The following is a 14,140-nucleotide window of genomic DNA, read 5'->3' on the forward strand; positions in this document are numbered from 1 at the left end:
TGTTTCCCTAATACAAACAATTTATGGTCAAAAAGCTGAATTAGTATCGCAGCCGCGCTATAACGGCGTTCCGGATGCGCGCGATCCGCGCGGAATCCGACCGCCGCCTCAGGCGGGGCGGTCCGGCACCCAGCGCGGTCGAAGTGTCATGATCGCCGCGAAAAGATCGGATTCGAGGTGGCCTGCGAGCCACGTCTGGACGCCCGCTAGCGGCTGATGCGCGAACCATGCCGGATCGACGCCCGCGAATTGCCGCACGAACGGCAGGATCGCCGCATCTGCCAGCCCGCGCTGCGCCCCGCACAAATGGCGCTCGACGGCCAGCCGCCGCTCGAGCACCGCCAGGAATGTCAGTCCGCTTTCACGGTGCGCACGCGCATCGGAGCCATGCCGCTCGGGATATTTATAGCGGTCGAGATCATGTTTGAACCCGCCATCGTTGGCGGCGATCAGCGCCGGATCGTCGCGCGACAGCCACGCTTCGGGGTCGTGCGCCGCAAGCGCCCAGCGCATGATGTCGAGGCTCTCGTCGATCACCCTTCCGTCGGCCAGGTGCAGCACGGGCACCGTCGCCTTGGGTGAGAGCGCCAGCATCGCGGCCGGCTTGTCCGACAGCTTCACCTCGCGCAGTTCGCAGCGGACTCCGCTCACCGCCAGCGCGAGCCGCGCCCGCATCGCATAGGGGCAACGCCGGAAACTATAGAGGATCGGCGTGTTCACACGGTCCATTCGGTCAGATTGGGTTCGTCGCCGATCAGAGCGAGCCCGTGCGCGATCGAGGTCAATTCCCCGCCGGTCGCGATCCGGTCTGCGCCGAAGCGCCGGTCGAACATCGCGCGGATCGCGGGGATCAGCGAGGAACCGCCGGTCAGGAACACGCGGTCGATCGCATCCGTCGGCATGTCGGCGCGGGACAGCGCGAGATCGAGCGCTTCCTCGATCAGCCGCAGGTCGTCGGCAATCCAGCTTTCGAAATCCGCGCGCCGGACGGGAGCCGCAATATCGATACCACCGCCACTGAAGGTCAGTTCGGCGTCCTCCGCCTGCGACAGCGCGCGCTTCACCTTGCCGACTGCGTCGTACAGCGGGAAGCCCTGCTCATGGTCGATCAGCGCGATCATCCGCCCGATCGGCGCGGGGTCGACGGCGCTGCGTTGCAGCTTGCGGAGTTCCTCAAGCGTGCGGCGGTTGCGCATCAGCGCGAGTCGCGACCAATCCGCAAAGTCCGCGAAATAGCCGCCCGGGATCTCAAGCTCCTTGCCGAACGATCGGTAGCTGCTCCCCTTGCCCAGCAACGGCAGCACCAGCCGGTCCATGATGCGCCGGTCGAACCGATCACCCGCAATCCCCACGCCCGACGACGCCAGCGGGACACAGCGCCGCGCGGCACCAGGCGCAGCGACGCGCACGACCGAGAAATCGGTGGTGCCTCCGCCGAAATCGGCGACCAGCACCGTCGCCGGTTCGGTTAGGCGCGCGGCATAGCTGAACGCGGCGCCCAGCGGCTCATAGACATAGTGCAGATCGACCCCGAACTCGGCGAACATCGCGTCGTAGCGGGACCGCGCGAGCTCCGGATCGGGCCGCGCGCCGGCATAAACCACCGGACGCCCGACGATGATGCGCGGCGGTCGCGAATCTAGCGCGCCACCGGCATGCGTCACCAATTTCTGCAGGAACAGCCGACCGAAATCCTCGAATCGGAAGTTGCGCCCAAAGATTTGCGCGCGTTCGAACAACGGGCTTGCCGCCACCGTCTTGAACGATTGCACGAAGCGGCTGTCGAGCGGCGACTGCAAATATTCGGCCACCGCCCACGGCCCGGCATCGTGCGCGACCCCGTTCCAGCCGCGCTCTTCTTCCCAGAAGCACAAGGCCGAGCGAAACACCGCGCCGGTCGCTTCGGCACCGACGAAATCGATCAGCTGCGATCCGCCCGCGCCATCGCTGCGCGCGACGACGGTGTTGGTCGTGCCAAAGTCGAGCCCAAGCGCGGTTGCGGTCGTCACGAAACTCCCTCCGGAAGACAAAAAAGCCCGCCAACCTATTAGGTCAGCGGGCTTTTAATGGTGGGCGTGGCAAGGATTGAACTTGCGACCCCTGCGATGTCAACACAGTGCTCTACCACTGAGCTACACGCCCACGACGCCGTGCAGTTGCAGGGCGAGGGGCGGCCTTTAACGAAGGGCTCACGCCTACGCAAGCGCTGCCGCACGGTATGCGTCAGATATTGTCGCTCACACGCTCCAGTTCGAACATGCGGTCGACCTCAAGCACGAGATCGCGCAGGTGGAACGGCTTGGACAGCACACGCGCTTGCGGCATCGTCTTGCCCGCCTTCAGCGTGACGGCGGCGAAGCCGGTGATGAACATCACGCGTAAATCCGGCACCATTTCGCCTGCCTTTTGCGCGAGTTCGATGCCGTCCATTTCGGGCATTACGATATCGGTCAGCAGCAAGTCGAAATGCTCGGTTTCCAGCAGCGGGATCGCCGCGGTGCCACGGTCCACCGCCGACACCGCATAACCCGATCGTTCGAGCGCCCGGGTGAGGTATTCCCGCATCACGCGATCATCCTCGGCAAGCAAAATCCGTATCATGTTCCAACCCTGCCCCGCGGCGTTTGCCGGTGTCGAACGTGTAAGCGCAAAGCCCTTAAGATTTTCTCGCCGGGTCGTCGCGCGACGTGTGATAGCATGCGCAGATTATGGCCGCTTCGTCCCCATCTTTCGACCGTTACGGCAGCGTTCTTCCCGCCAGCCCGGTCGTCCTGTCGGTCCCGCATGCCGGACGCGATTATCCGCTGGCACTGCGTGCGGCGCTGCGCGTGCCGATGGCGGCGGTAACAATCCTTGAGGACCGCCACATCGATGCCGTGGCGCTGGCCGCACACAGCGGCGAGACGATGCTGATCCAGCGCCGCGCGCGCGCCTGGATCGATCTCAATCGCTCCGAACTGGAGCGCGACCCCGCGATCGATGAGGGCGCCGTGTGGACCGCGCTCTCGCAAACATCGTCCAAGGTGCGCGGTGGGCTCGGGCTGGTGCCCCGGCGCGTGGCGGGTGCGGGGGAATTGTGGCGGCGCCGGCTCGATGCCTATGATGTCGCCGCACGCATTCGCGAGGATCACCGACCGTATCACGCCGAATTGGCCACGGCTTTGGCGGCGGCGCAGGCGCGGTTCGGCGCGGCGGTGCTGCTTGATCTGCATTCGATGCCCTCGCTCGGGCCGGGCAAGCCGCGAATCGTTATCGGCGACCGTTTCGGGCGCAGTGCCAACGCGTGCTTCGTCGCGGCGATCGAGGCGGTGGTGGAGGCGACGGGACACCCCGTCGCACTCAATACGCCCTATGCTGGCGGGCACATTCTCGAATCGCACGCACGGCCGACCAGTGGCGTTCATGCCGTGCAGATCGAATTCGACCGCAGCCTCTATCTCGATCCCGCCGGAGACGGCCCCGGTGACGGTCTGGCGGCGACCGCCGCGGTGCTGCGCCGCATCATCGATACGCTTGCAGAAGCGGCAGCGGGACCACTTTCGGTCGCTGCGGAATAGCCAAAAAAAACCACCGCGTGCGATGCACGCGGTGGCCAAGGTTCAGGGAGGAGGCGCCCTGAAAGGGCGCCGCGCGGCCCGCGAAAGGGGGGGGAACACGAACCGCGTGGTTTGGATATAGGGAAGCCGTTTTCGCGCTTCAAGGGAGAAATTCGTCTTAGGTAATGAACCGTATCACGAGCGCGGCGACACACCCGGCAGCATCCGCCCCAGCACCCCATCGCGCAGCACGAAATGGTGCCGCAGTGCAGCGACGACATGCAACACGACCAGCGCCGCCATCCCATAACCGAGCAGGCCATGCGCCTCATGCGCGATTCCGCTCGCGGCCTTGGAGATCGGCAAGGTCGGCACATCGAACAGGCCGAACCAGGCGAACGGCTTGCTCGTCGCCTTGCCCGATACGAGCATCCAGCCGCTAAGCGGCAGAATCAGCAGCAGCGCATAGAAAGCAGCATGCGTCGCGCCCGCGGTGATCCGTTCCCACGCCGCCATGCCCGCGGGCAGTGGCGGCGGCCGATGTGCCAGCCGCCACGCGATCCGGCCCAGCGTCAGCACCAGAACGGTGATGCCGATCGAGAAGTGCAGCGGCATCGCGCGCTTCACGCCATCGAGCAGCGATTCGTGCAGCAAGCCGATCGCCAGATTGACCAGTACCAGCGCGGCGATGATCCAGTGAAACCAGATCGCGCCGCGCGAGTACCGATCGATCCGGATCAGCGCGCTGCGCGCCACCTCATACCGCCATTTGCGCGGTCGGTGCCTTGCCCAGCTTGACCTGACGCTCGAACACCTGCGGCAAGGCGGCAAGCGAGAACATGTGCGCGTAGATCAACGCGAGCAGCCCCGACTTCTGGATCTTGCGCAGTTGATCGCCGCGCAGATCGTTGAGTTTCTCCTCGTTGATCATCTGGAAACCGCGATAGATAAACGGCTGTTCGAAGCCCTGCATCTGCAGCGTCACTTCGCCGTCCATCAGCAGGCCGAGCTCGCGCAGTTCGGTCATGAAGTTCGCGGTGCGTGCCCCGGCCTGTTCGAACTGCTCGTTGAAGGTCAGGATGTTCTGCACGACTTCGGTCGGCTTGCCGCCCTCGAAGAGCGGCTCGCCGTCGTCGAAAGCGCCGATCGTCTCGGCGGTCGGATCGAAGCACAGCGACAATTCCTCGGCTTCCGGGCGCAGCCGCGCAAGCATGAAGGGATAGCGGCGGACATAGGCGGGAACGTACAACTGTTCCTCGATGATCTTGCCCTCGTCGTCGACGAAGACGTTGACGCCCTCGTTCAGGCCCATCAGCGCGATCGGAATGGCATCGTCGCCGGTGGTGAAGACGATCGGCAGGCTACGCTGGGCCGCCACGAATTCATCGACCGTGATCGGAATGGCATGCTGCCCGACCAGGAACTTCGCACGGTCCATGCCGCGGAATTTGAAGGCGGCGTGGGTATCGCTCGAAAGCGGCTCAAGCGCGTTGTAGAACAGCGGAAGCGATTGCGGCGCGCTGGCCATCGTAGTTTCTCCATCGAAAATGAAAGCGCGCTAACGCTACGCCGAATGGCCGCTGGCTCTATGGTGCAGACGGGCTTTCCGCAAGGGCGAGCAATTTTCCGGGGTTCATCAATCCGTGCGGGTCAAGTCCCGCCTTGATCGCCCGCAGCGCCGCCATCCGCGCCGGAGACGAAAGCCGCGCCAGTTCGTCGCGCTTCATCTGGCCGATCCCGTGTTCGGCCGAAATCGACCCGCCCGCCGCCACGACCAGATCATACACCATGTGGCTGGCCAGTTCGCCCACCTCCGCACGCCAGCGGGCCGCATCGACACCCCCCCCCAGACCGGGCGGCGCGTTGACGTGGAAATGGACATTGCCGTCGCCCAGATGCCCGAAGGCGCTGGCATGGACGCCGGGAAACGCCGCCTCGACCTGGGCCGCAGCGTGCAGCATGAAACCGGGCATCGCATCGACCGGGACTGAAATGTCGTGCGCCATGGTCGGCCCCTCGGCGCGTTCCGCCTCCGAAATCGAATCGCGTAAGCGCCAGAACGCCTCGGCCTGCGCCTCGCTCGCCGCGACCACGCCGTCCTGCGCCAGACCGGCGGTGAGCACGCATTGCATCACATCCTCCAGCGCCGCTTGCGCCGGGGCTTCGGCGCTTGGGGAAACGTAATCAACCAGCACCAGCCACGGCGGCACGACCGCAAACGGCGCGCGCGTACCGAAAATATGCTTCAGCACGAGATCGAGCGCGATCTTCGGCACAAGCTCGAAACTCTCGATCGCGCTGCCCGATTGCGCCTCCATCACGCGCAGCGCCTTCAAAGCGTCGGCGGGGGATTCGACTGCGAGCCACCCGGTCGCGCGATCGTGCACGGCGGGCACCAGTCGCAGCGTCGCCGCGGTGATGACGCCGAGCGTTCCCTCGGCCCCGACCAACAATTGCGTCAGGTCATAGCCGCGATTGTCTTTCTTCAGCGCGGCAAGACCGTCGTGGATCGATCCGTCGGGCAGAACCGCCTCGATTCCGGCGACCAGCGCGCGCATCGTTCCGAATCGCAGCACTTGCGTGCCCCCGGCGTTGGTCGAGGTCAGGCCACCGATCGTCGCACTCCCCCGCGCGCCCAGCGTCAGCGGGAAACGCATCCCCTGCGCATCGGCGGCGTCGTGCAGCGTCTCGAGAATCACCCCCGCCTCGACCACAGCCAGCTGCGCCGCCGGATCGATCGACCGAATCCGGTTCATCCGCCGCAGCGACAGGATCAGCGCCGAACCATCGGCGGGCGGAGTCGCCCCGCCCACCATCGACGTATTTCCGCCCTGCGGCACCAACGCCACGCCAAACTCCCCCGCCAACCGCACGATCGTCACCACGCCTGCGGTCGTGTCCGGCGACAGGATCGCGGCGCTCGCGCCGTGATAGCGCCCGCGCCAGTCATCGAGCCACGGCGCGATGTCGTTCGGGTCGGTCACCACCGCCTTTTCGCCAAGTGCGGCGCGGACCGCGTCGATCATGTGGGTCTGGCGCAGGCGTGCGGGGTCGGTCATGCTGGCGTTCGTCATTGCGGGCGGTCTATCATTGCGACATGCACGTTGCCAATTCATCCGACGTTCAAGCATGGAAGGTATCGCTGGCTTCGACCTATGCCCCACGCCGCCTTCCCCGTCCTGCTGCTCTTGTCGCTCACCCCGGCTGCCTCAGCCCAGGTTGGACCGTGGGATGGTGCCGAGCTGGCGCAGCTCTCGATTCACCAGCGCATCGTGATCCGCATCCCGCGCATTCTCGGGCGGCGGCCGGAACAGCGGTCGGAACCGCCCACCGTCCGCTGGACCGAGAAAAAAGGCCCGCGCTGCGTGCCGATGAGCGCGGTTGAAGGCGCGATCATCACCGGCAGCGACAGCGTCGATCTCATCGTGGCGGACGGCACCCGGCTGCGCGCCCTGTTCGACGACGATTGCCCCGCGCTCGATTTCTATTCCGGCCTGTATGTGAAGGGTACCACCGACGGGATGGTCTGCGCCGACCGCGATTCGATCCGTTCGCGATCGGGCAGCGTGTGCCGAATCGATGGTTTCAAGCGGCTGGTGGCAAAACGATAGGGCGTGGTTTACCCGTTTACCTTGACATTTCGCGCCTGATCGGCAAGCGCTTTCCTGGTCCTGGCGCTCTCGCCGAGACGCATTTTCCGGACACCGCATGACTTTTGCCGACCTCGGCCTTTCCGATGAACTCCAACGCGCCGTCAATGAGTCGGGCTATACCGAACCGACTCCGATCCAGGCGAGCGCAATCCCCTCGATCCTGATGGGCCGCGACCTTGTCGCCGTCGCACAGACCGGCACGGGCAAGACCGCTGCCTTCGTGCTGCCGATGATCGACATTTTGGGCGAGGGCCGCAGCCGCGCCCGGATGCCGCGCACCTTGATCCTCGAGCCGACGCGCGAACTCGCCGCGCAGGTCGCCGAGAATTTCGAGAAATACGGCAAATATCACAAGCTCTCGATGGCGTTGCTGATCGGCGGCGTATCGATGGGCGACCAGACCGCCGCGCTCGAAAAGGGCGTCGACGTCCTGATCGCCACACCCGGCCGGCTGATGGATTTGTTCGGCCGCGGGAAAATCCTGCTGACGGGCTGCTCGATGCTGGTGATCGACGAGGCCGACCGGATGCTCGACATGGGGTTCATCCCCGATATCGAGGAAATCTGCACCAAGCTGCCCAAGACCCGCCAGACTTTGCTCTTCTCGGCGACGATGCCGCCGCCGATCAAGAAGCTGGCCGACAAATTCCTCGAAAATCCCAAGACGATCGAGGTCGCTCGCCCCGCCACCGCCAACATCAACATCAAGCAATGGCTTGTGCACGTCACCGCCGCCAAGAAGCGCGACCGGTTGGTTTCGCTGCTGCGCCAGGAAGACGTTAAGACCGGCATCATCTTCTCGAACCGCAAGACGACCGTGCGCGAGCTCAACAAGGCGCTGCAACGCGCCGGCTTCGCGTCGAGCGAAATCCATGGCGACATGGAGCAATCGCAGCGCATCGCCGAGCTCGACCGCTTCAAGAAGGGCGAGGTCAACATCCTCGTCGCGTCCGACGTCGCCGCCCGCGGGATCGACATCAAGGGCGTCAGCCACGTCTTCAACTATGACGCGCCGTGGCATCCGGACGATTACATCCACCGCATCGGCCGCACCGGCCGCGCGGGCGCGACCGGCATCGCCTTCACCTTCGCGACGCCCGACGATGCCGAGAACATCCAGAATATCGAGAAGCTGACCGGGCTGAAGATCGAACGCTATGAAGCGGGCGATGCACCGGTGGCGGACGAAGCCGAAGCCCCGCAAGAGGCAGCGCCCCGCGGTCGTGGGCGTGGCAGGAAACCCGCCGCCAAGCCGGTTGAAGTCGCCGTCGAGGCTGCTCCGGTGGAAGCCGAACGCCCGGCCCGCACGCCGCGCCAGCCACGCGAAGAGCGCCAGCCACGCGAAGAACGGCCCGCCCGTGAGGCTCGCCCGCCGCGCGACGAGCGCCCCGCCCGCGAGGAACGGCCAGCCCGCGAAGAACGCCCCGCTCGCGACAGCCGCCCGCCACGCGACGAGCGTCCGGCGCGGACCGAGCAACCCCAGCTTGCCGATGCGGTCGACGATGGCGGCTGGAACGGCCCGATGCCGAGCTTCCTGATGGCCAAGCTGACCGACTGAGCCGTGAGCGGGTTCATCGAGCGCATCCCGGCGATCGCAAGCCCGTGTATCAATCGCTGCGAAATCGACCCGTCGAGCCGTCAGTGTCTCGGCTGCGCCCGCACGCTCGATGAAATCGCCGCCTGGGGCAGCAGCACGACCGAATGGCGTGCGGCGGTGATGGCGGCGCTGCCGGGTCGGCGTGAGACGCGCTGACACCGCCCCGTTTCCGTTCGCCCTGAGCCTGTCGAAGGGCTGCGTGCCACACGTCGAGCGGTGATTGCTGCAAGCAGGCTTCGACAGGCTCAGCCCGAACGGGAAAATTGCCCCCTTATCGCTTGGCACTGTGCTCCTGCGCAGGCAGGAGCCCTGCGTCACGAAAGACGGCGCGCGGCCCCAAGGCTCCTGCCTTCGCAGGAGCACGAGGTCACCGTATCGACAGGGCTCGGCGCCCCATCACCCCGCCGCGGCCGCCGCCGCAATCAGTGCATCATCGATCTCGCCCGCCCGCTGATACGCAGGCCGCGCCAGCACCCGCGCGAGATAATCGTCGAACGCCGCCCGCTTCGGCAGCGACCCGAACTGCACGCCCCACGCGACTTGCGATCCGGCATAGACGTCCACCGCGGTAAACCGCTCGCCCGCAAAAAAGGGATGCGCCGACACCGCGCGCTCCAGCGTATCGACCATCAGATCGAAACTGCCATACCCCGCCATGCGACCCTGTTCGGCGGTCGGCGTGAAGCCCATCGCGCGATTGGTGACGGCTTGTTCCGCTGGACCCGCTGCGTAGAACATCCAGCGGTAATACTCCGCGCGCTCATCCACGGTCGGCGCCAACCCAGCCTCGGGAAACGCCTCCGCCAGATAGCTGCAAATCGCGGCGCATTCAGTGACGACATGGCCATCATGGACGATCGCGGGCACCTTCCCCATCGGGTTGATCGACAAATACGGCTCCGCCTTCATCGTCGTCGCATAATCGAGCACCACCGTTTCATACGGCGCACCGACTTCCTCAAGCATCCAGCGGACGATCCGCCCGCGCGACATCGGATTGGTGTAAAACGTCAGCGCCATAGTCCGCCCCCGAATCGATCAATGAGAACATTAGTGGAACATTTCTGGCGCCGACGGTCAAGAACCTTCAGACCAAGGACGTCTTGAACAACTCCAACATCCGCCCCCACGCCTTGTCAGCTTGTGCGGCGTCGTAGACGCGACTGTCGGGCGGGCACCAGCCATGCTTGGTCCCGGTATAGACCTCGATCTCGGCCGACAGCTTGGCCGCGGCGAAGGCAGCGCGGAGCACCTCCTTGTCGCCGGGTGCCCGCGCGTCGTCATTCTCGGCAATCGCGATCAGATAGCTGGCCTTCATCTGCGGGATCAGCATGTTCGGGCTGTCAGGCTGCGTGCCGACCAGCCCGCCGCCGTGGAAGCTCGCGCCCGCCTTGATCCGGCCGGGGATCGCCGCCGCCGTGCGCATCACCATCGGCCCGCCCATGCAATATCCGCTGGTGCCCACGCCGCGCTTCTTGTCGACCTGTTTCTGCGCATCGAGGAAGGCGACGAACGCCGTGGCATCGCGCACCGTCCCGGCGGGGCTCAGCGCCGCTACGAACGGGCCGATCTTGGCGCGCACCGCGGGCTGATCATAGCTTTCGCCGGGTGCCAGGAACGGCGCCTTGGTCGAGCGGTAGAATTGGTTGACGACCAGCACGGCATAGCCGCTTTGCGCCAGCCGGTCGGCCATCTGCCGAAACGCAGGGCGCAGGCCCATGATGTCAGGCCACATCAGCACGGCCGGATGTTTGCCCTTCATGGGCGCGACGAAATAACCGTCGGCGGTGCCATCGGGCGTCGCGATCGACACGTCCTTGCCGCTGATCATAGCGGCATTGGCAGGGACCGGCAGCAGCATCGCTAGGCCCGCACCACCCGCAAGCGAGGCGAACCCACGCCGCGTAACCGCCGATGTTACGATTCCGAGATGCGCGTCATTGTCGGCTGCGGTAAACTCGTCGCACATCGCTGTATCTCCTCGCAATTCAACCCCCGGCGTCCCCGCGAGCCTAACCTAGGCCGCGCGATACCACCACACGCCGTCTTCGACGCTCTTGGTCGCGCGCCCCTCGACCTCGAGCCGCCGTAGATGCGCCTGCGATTCGCCCGTCGCCATGCCCAACATGTCGGGGCCGATCGCGCGCCGGAACAGCCGCCCGAAACAATCGATCGCGCGGCGCGGTTCGGCCAGAAACACCGCCAGCTCGTCAAGCCGCTCGCGATGTTCGCGGTCCATTGCCTCGAGCCGCGCGTGCAGCCCCGTGAACGGATCGCCATGCCCCGGCAGCACCAGCAGATCGTCGGGCAACGTCTTCAGCTTCGCGATCGAATCGAACCATTCGCCCAGCGGATCGGCATTGGGCTCGGTCACGCCGAGCGAGACGTTCGGGCTGATCCGCGGCAACACCTGGTCCCCCGCAATCAGCACCTTGCCAGCAGGATCGTAGAGGCAGGCATGTTCCGGGCTATGACCCGATCCGACGACGATCTGCCAGTCGGTCGTGCCGATGCGCAGCGTGTCGCCATCCTTGATCCGCGTGAAGCTGAGCGGCATCGGCGTCACGATATGGCGGAACCCGGCCCAGCCGCGCGCGGCGGCATGCGCGATCTGATCCTCATCCCACCCGGCCGCCACGCGCATCGCGGTCACGTCGCCCGGCACCGCATCGCGTGCGTCCGCCACCAGCATCTGCGCGGTCAGCCATTCGCCGCGCGTCATCACCACCGGGCAACCGTGCTTGTCGTGCATCCATCCGGCGAGACCGATATGGTCGGGGTGGAAATGCGTGCCGATCATCTTCGTCACGCGCACGCCCGCCAGCGGCCCCTTCCACAACGTCTTCCAAGCATCCCGCGCGTCCGACGTGTTCATGCCAGTATCGACCAGCGCCACACCCACGCCTTGTTCGTCCTGGTCATCGAGCAGCCAGCAATTGACGTGCTTCAGCGGCCCGGGAACATGCAACCGTACCCAGCGCACACCGGGGGCCACGGTCATCACCTCGCCCGCTGCCGGTTCGGCCCCGCCGAATGGGTAGGTCAGACCTTTATGGCTGGTGGGGACGAAGGATTGGTCGGGCGCCTGCGCCGCTGCTGATATGGACATCACCCGCGACTAGCGCGCCCGCGCCGCGCGAGTCACGCACTTCCTAATCTGGCGCGCCCAGCACCACGTCCAGCACCTGATCGGGCCGTTCGAACAGGAAGTCGGGCTGCAACTGCGTCAAGGCCGCACGATTGGCATAGCCCCACAGCACCGCTGCGGAGGTGACACCCACCTTCTTGGCGGCCACCACGTCGCGCGTCTCGTCCCCGATCGAAATCACCTGCGACGCCGCAATCCCGGTCTTGCGCAGCACTCGGCGATAGCGGCGCGCCTTGCCGAACAGCGACGCGCCGCATTCGAACCGCTCGAACATCGCAGCATTGGTCGGCCCGAGGATCGCGCGCGCATTGTCTTCGGCGTTGGAGGTGACAAGCGCGATCCGCACGCCGTTTGCCGCCAAGTGCTGCAAGACCGGCACGATCCCGTCGAACAAGGCGATCCGGTCGGCCTGCTGCGCCAGCAGCGCGTGGACGTAACGCCCGATCGCGGGCAATTTCCAGCGCGGAATGCCAAGGTGGCGGATCACCTCGCTCGACGTCCGTCCGCGCAACATCTCGACGTCATCCGCCGCGACCCGCCGGAATTTGAAGCGATCGGCAAGATGATCGGCGATCGACAAAAACCAGTCGCCGCTATCGGCCAGCGTCCCGTCGAAATCGAAGATGACGAGGCGATAGCGCGGCGTCACCGAATACGCTCAGCGCGGGTCCGGGCCGCGCCCGCGACCCTTCTTGGCCGGGCCGCCCTCCGGGAAAGCGCCCGCGCGGATTGTCAGCAACTCGGCGCGCGTGGTGGCGCCATCCTTGTCGACATCGAACCGGTCCAACAGGCTGGCGAATTGCGCCTCCAACTCGGGCAGCGTGATGCGGTTGTCGCCGTCGCGATCGACCCCGAACGGGCTGGGCAGCGCGTTGCGATCCCCCAGCCATTTCAGCGCCCAATCGGCATAGCCGATATAACCGATCGACCCGGCATGGCCGCCATCGACATCGGCGAAGGTCCGCGCGACGCAAGCGTTCAACTCGTCGCGCGTCGTGCGGCCATCACCATTCGCATCGCACGCCGCAATGAACATCGCGGCGGGCTCGGCGACGATCGTCGCGGCGGGCTGGCGTTGCTGCGGTGACAGCGCGACCGGCGGCACCGTCTGCGCCGAAAGCGGCGCGGCGGCGAGCGCGAGGATCAGAAAGGGCAGCACGCGCATCAACGCTCCTCAGGCCGGCAACAACAGGCTCGCATCGCCATAGCTGTAGAATCGATAGCCGTCTTCTATCGCATGCGCATACGCCGCCTGCATCCGCTCTCGCCCCATCAGCGCCGAGACCAGCATGAACAACGTCGAGCGCGGCAAATGGAAGTTGGTGATCAACCCGTCGATCCCGCGAAAGCGATAGCCGGGTGTGATGAAGATCGCGGTGTCGCCTTCGAACGGACGGATCATGCGGTCTTCGCCGGTCGCACTTTCGATCAACCGGAGGCTGGTCGTGCCGACCGCGATGACGCGCCCGCCGCGGGCCCGCACCGCGTTCAGCCGGTCGGCGGTCGCGGCGTCGATCCGGCCCCATTCGGCGTGCATCTTGTGCTCGGTCGTGTCCTCCGCCTTCACCGGCAGAAAGGTGCCCGCCCCGACATGGAGCGTCAGCGTCGCATGTTCGATCCCCGCCCCGTCCAGCCGCGCCATCAGGTCGGGCGTGAAATGCAGCGCCGCGGTGGGGGCTGCGACCGCGCCCTTCTCGGCGGCGAACATCGTCTGGTAATCCTCGGCATCCTGCGCATCGGCCGGGCGGCGCGCGGCGATGTAAGGTGGCAGCGGCATCCGCCCGGCGCGCTCGAGCAACAGCTCGACTGGCTCGTCGCCCGCAAACTCCAGCGCGAAGCTGCCATCCGCGCCGCGATCATGCGCGGTCGCGGAAACGCCATTCCCGAAATCGATCGCATCGCCGTCGCGCAGCCGCCGCGCGTTGCGGATGAAGGCGCGCCAGCGGCGCGGCCCCTCGCGCTTGTGCAAGGTCGCGCCGATCCGCGAATCACCGCGCGTGCCCTCAAGCTGCGCCGGGATGACGCGCGTATCGTTGAACACCAGCAGATCGCCTGGCCGCAGCGACGCGGGCAAGTCGCCGACGCTGCGATCGTGCGTTGCGTCGCCGTCGAGCACGAGCAAGCGCGCCGCATCGCGCGGCACCGCCGGGCGCAGCGCGATCCGCTCGGGCGGCAATTCGAAGTCGAACAGATCGACGTTCATGGA

General features: G+C 66.0%; 16 protein-coding genes and 1 tRNA gene. 4 read left to right on the forward strand and 13 right to left on the reverse strand.

The window, feature by feature from the left end; genetic code table 11:
• Nucleotides 1–108 precede the first annotated feature (108 nt).
• The 4 genes from HMP06_RS08830 to cpdR all read right to left on the reverse strand — a co-directional run bounded on the left by HMP06_RS08830 (nucleotide 109) and on the right by cpdR (nucleotide 2,601).
• Nucleotides 109–729, reverse strand: coding sequence for a glutathione S-transferase (locus HMP06_RS08830; RefSeq protein ID WP_176496758.1), 621 nt, complete (start codon nucleotides 727–729; stop codon nucleotides 109–111).
• Nucleotides 717–2,009 carry an Hsp70 family protein gene (locus HMP06_RS08835; RefSeq protein ID WP_176496759.1) on the reverse strand — a complete coding sequence of 431 codons (1,293 nt, stop codon included), beginning with the start codon at nucleotides 2,007–2,009 and terminating at the stop codon, nucleotides 717–719. The genes HMP06_RS08830 and HMP06_RS08835 overlap by 13 nt, the downstream gene beginning before the upstream one ends.
• Nucleotides 2,010–2,067: 58 nt before the next feature.
• Nucleotides 2,068–2,142: transfer RNA gene (locus HMP06_RS08840), tRNA-Val, on the reverse strand.
• An 81-nt stretch (nucleotides 2,143–2,223) separates the two neighbouring features.
• Nucleotides 2,224–2,601 carry a cell cycle two-component system response regulator CpdR gene (gene cpdR / locus HMP06_RS08845; RefSeq protein ID WP_176496760.1) on the reverse strand — a complete coding sequence of 126 codons (378 nt, stop codon included), beginning with the start codon at nucleotides 2,599–2,601 and terminating at the stop codon, nucleotides 2,224–2,226.
• Between the two features lie 107 nt (nucleotides 2,602–2,708).
• On the opposite strand from cpdR, the gene HMP06_RS08850 reads away from it, so the two are divergent.
• The gene (locus tag HMP06_RS08850) at nucleotides 2,709–3,557 is read left to right on the forward strand and encodes an N-formylglutamate amidohydrolase (RefSeq protein ID WP_176496761.1); all 849 of its coding nucleotides are present in this window, start codon (nucleotides 2,709–2,711) and stop codon (nucleotides 3,555–3,557) included.
• 174 nt (nucleotides 3,558–3,731) lie between these two features.
• Here HMP06_RS08850 and HMP06_RS08855 read toward each other — a convergent pair whose 3' ends face one another.
• The 3 genes from HMP06_RS08855 to HMP06_RS08865 are packed head-to-tail and all read right to left on the reverse strand — an operon-like array spanning nucleotide 3,732 to nucleotide 6,595.
• Nucleotides 3,732–4,292: a cytochrome b gene (locus tag HMP06_RS08855; protein WP_176496762.1), complete on the reverse strand. Its 561-nt coding sequence runs from the start codon at nucleotides 4,290–4,292 to the stop codon at nucleotides 3,732–3,734.
• Nucleotide 4,293: 1 nt separating this feature from the next.
• On the reverse strand, nucleotides 4,294–5,064 hold the full coding sequence (locus tag HMP06_RS08860) for a SapC family protein (RefSeq protein WP_176496763.1): 771 nt from the start codon (nucleotides 5,062–5,064) through the stop codon (nucleotides 4,294–4,296).
• 58 nt (nucleotides 5,065–5,122) lie between these two features.
• Nucleotides 5,123–6,595, reverse strand: a complete 1,473-nt coding sequence (locus tag HMP06_RS08865; RefSeq protein WP_176496764.1) for an FAD-binding oxidoreductase — start codon at nucleotides 6,593–6,595, stop codon at nucleotides 5,123–5,125.
• A 96-nt stretch (nucleotides 6,596–6,691) separates the two neighbouring features.
• On the opposite strand from HMP06_RS08865, the gene HMP06_RS08870 reads away from it, so the two are divergent.
• The 3 genes from HMP06_RS08870 to HMP06_RS08880 all read left to right on the forward strand — a co-directional run bounded on the left by HMP06_RS08870 (nucleotide 6,692) and on the right by HMP06_RS08880 (nucleotide 8,942).
• The gene (locus HMP06_RS08870; protein ID WP_232089932.1) at nucleotides 6,692–7,147 is read left to right on the forward strand and encodes a hypothetical protein; all 456 of its coding nucleotides are present in this window, start codon (nucleotides 6,692–6,694) and stop codon (nucleotides 7,145–7,147) included.
• A 97-nt stretch (nucleotides 7,148–7,244) separates the two neighbouring features.
• Complete coding sequence (locus tag HMP06_RS08875) at nucleotides 7,245–8,747, forward strand: DEAD/DEAH box helicase (protein ID WP_176496765.1); 1,503 nt, start codon at nucleotides 7,245–7,247, stop codon at nucleotides 8,745–8,747.
• A 3-nt stretch (nucleotides 8,748–8,750) separates the two neighbouring features.
• Nucleotides 8,751–8,942 (forward strand): DUF1289 domain-containing protein, encoded by a 192-nt coding sequence (locus HMP06_RS08880; RefSeq protein ID WP_176496766.1) that lies wholly within the window; start codon nucleotides 8,751–8,753, stop codon nucleotides 8,940–8,942.
• A 240-nt stretch (nucleotides 8,943–9,182) separates the two neighbouring features.
• Here HMP06_RS08880 and HMP06_RS08885 read toward each other — a convergent pair whose 3' ends face one another.
• The 6 genes from HMP06_RS08885 to queA all read right to left on the reverse strand — a co-directional run bounded on the left by HMP06_RS08885 (nucleotide 9,183) and on the right by queA (nucleotide 14,137).
• On the reverse strand, nucleotides 9,183–9,806 hold the full coding sequence (locus HMP06_RS08885; RefSeq protein WP_176496767.1) for a glutathione S-transferase family protein: 624 nt from the start codon (nucleotides 9,804–9,806) through the stop codon (nucleotides 9,183–9,185).
• 67 nt (nucleotides 9,807–9,873) lie between these two features.
• On the reverse strand, nucleotides 9,874–10,755 hold the full coding sequence (locus tag HMP06_RS08890; protein WP_176496768.1) for a dienelactone hydrolase family protein: 882 nt from the start codon (nucleotides 10,753–10,755) through the stop codon (nucleotides 9,874–9,876).
• 48 nt (nucleotides 10,756–10,803) lie between these two features.
• Nucleotides 10,804–11,895: an MBL fold metallo-hydrolase gene (locus HMP06_RS08895; protein WP_176496769.1), complete on the reverse strand. Its 1,092-nt coding sequence runs from the start codon at nucleotides 11,893–11,895 to the stop codon at nucleotides 10,804–10,806.
• Nucleotides 11,896–11,938: 43 nt separating this feature from the next.
• A complete protein-coding gene (locus HMP06_RS08900; RefSeq protein WP_176496770.1) occupies nucleotides 11,939–12,583 on the reverse strand; it encodes an HAD hydrolase-like protein in 645 nt (214 codons plus the stop codon).
• 9 nt (nucleotides 12,584–12,592) lie between these two features.
• Nucleotides 12,593–13,099, reverse strand: coding sequence for an EF-hand domain-containing protein (locus HMP06_RS08905; RefSeq protein ID WP_176496771.1), 507 nt, complete (start codon nucleotides 13,097–13,099; stop codon nucleotides 12,593–12,595).
• Between the two features lie 9 nt (nucleotides 13,100–13,108).
• Nucleotides 13,109–14,137 (reverse strand): tRNA preQ1(34) S-adenosylmethionine ribosyltransferase-isomerase QueA, encoded by a 1,029-nt coding sequence (gene queA, locus HMP06_RS08910; RefSeq protein WP_176496772.1) that lies wholly within the window; start codon nucleotides 14,135–14,137, stop codon nucleotides 13,109–13,111.
• Between the last annotated feature and the right edge of the window lie 3 nt (nucleotides 14,138–14,140).

Source organism: Sphingomonas sp. HMP6 (assembly GCF_013374095.1).
Taxonomy (GTDB): domain Bacteria; phylum Pseudomonadota; class Alphaproteobacteria; order Sphingomonadales; family Sphingomonadaceae; genus Sphingomonas.

Coding starts and splice junctions, on each gene's coding strand:
- HMP06_RS08830 (WP_176496758.1), bottom strand. CDS start 729: ATGGACCGTGTGAACACGCCGATCCTCTATAGTTTCCGGCGTTGCCCC.
- cpdR (WP_176496760.1), bottom strand. CDS start 2,601: ATGATACGGATTTTGCTTGCCGAGGATGATCGCGTGATGCGGGAATAC.
- HMP06_RS08850 (WP_176496761.1), top strand. CDS start 2,709: ATGGCCGCTTCGTCCCCATCTTTCGACCGTTACGGCAGCGTTCTTCCC.
- HMP06_RS08860 (WP_176496763.1), bottom strand. CDS start 5,064: ATGGCCAGCGCGCCGCAATCGCTTCCGCTGTTCTACAACGCGCTTGAG.
- HMP06_RS08865 (WP_176496764.1), bottom strand. CDS start 6,595: ATGACCGACCCCGCACGCCTGCGCCAGACCCACATGATCGACGCGGTC.
- HMP06_RS08870 (WP_232089932.1), top strand. CDS start 6,692: ATGCCCCACGCCGCCTTCCCCGTCCTGCTGCTCTTGTCGCTCACCCCG.
- HMP06_RS08875 (WP_176496765.1), top strand. CDS start 7,245: ATGACTTTTGCCGACCTCGGCCTTTCCGATGAACTCCAACGCGCCGTC.
- HMP06_RS08885 (WP_176496767.1), bottom strand. CDS start 9,806: ATGGCGCTGACGTTTTACACCAATCCGATGTCGCGCGGGCGGATCGTC.
- HMP06_RS08890 (WP_176496768.1), bottom strand. CDS start 10,755: ATGTGCGACGAGTTTACCGCAGCCGACAATGACGCGCATCTCGGAATC.
- HMP06_RS08895 (WP_176496769.1), bottom strand. CDS start 11,895: ATGTCCATATCAGCAGCGGCGCAGGCGCCCGACCAATCCTTCGTCCCC.
- HMP06_RS08905 (WP_176496771.1), bottom strand. CDS start 13,099: ATGCGCGTGCTGCCCTTTCTGATCCTCGCGCTCGCCGCCGCGCCGCTT.
- queA (WP_176496772.1), bottom strand. CDS start 14,137: ATGAACGTCGATCTGTTCGACTTCGAATTGCCGCCCGAGCGGATCGCG.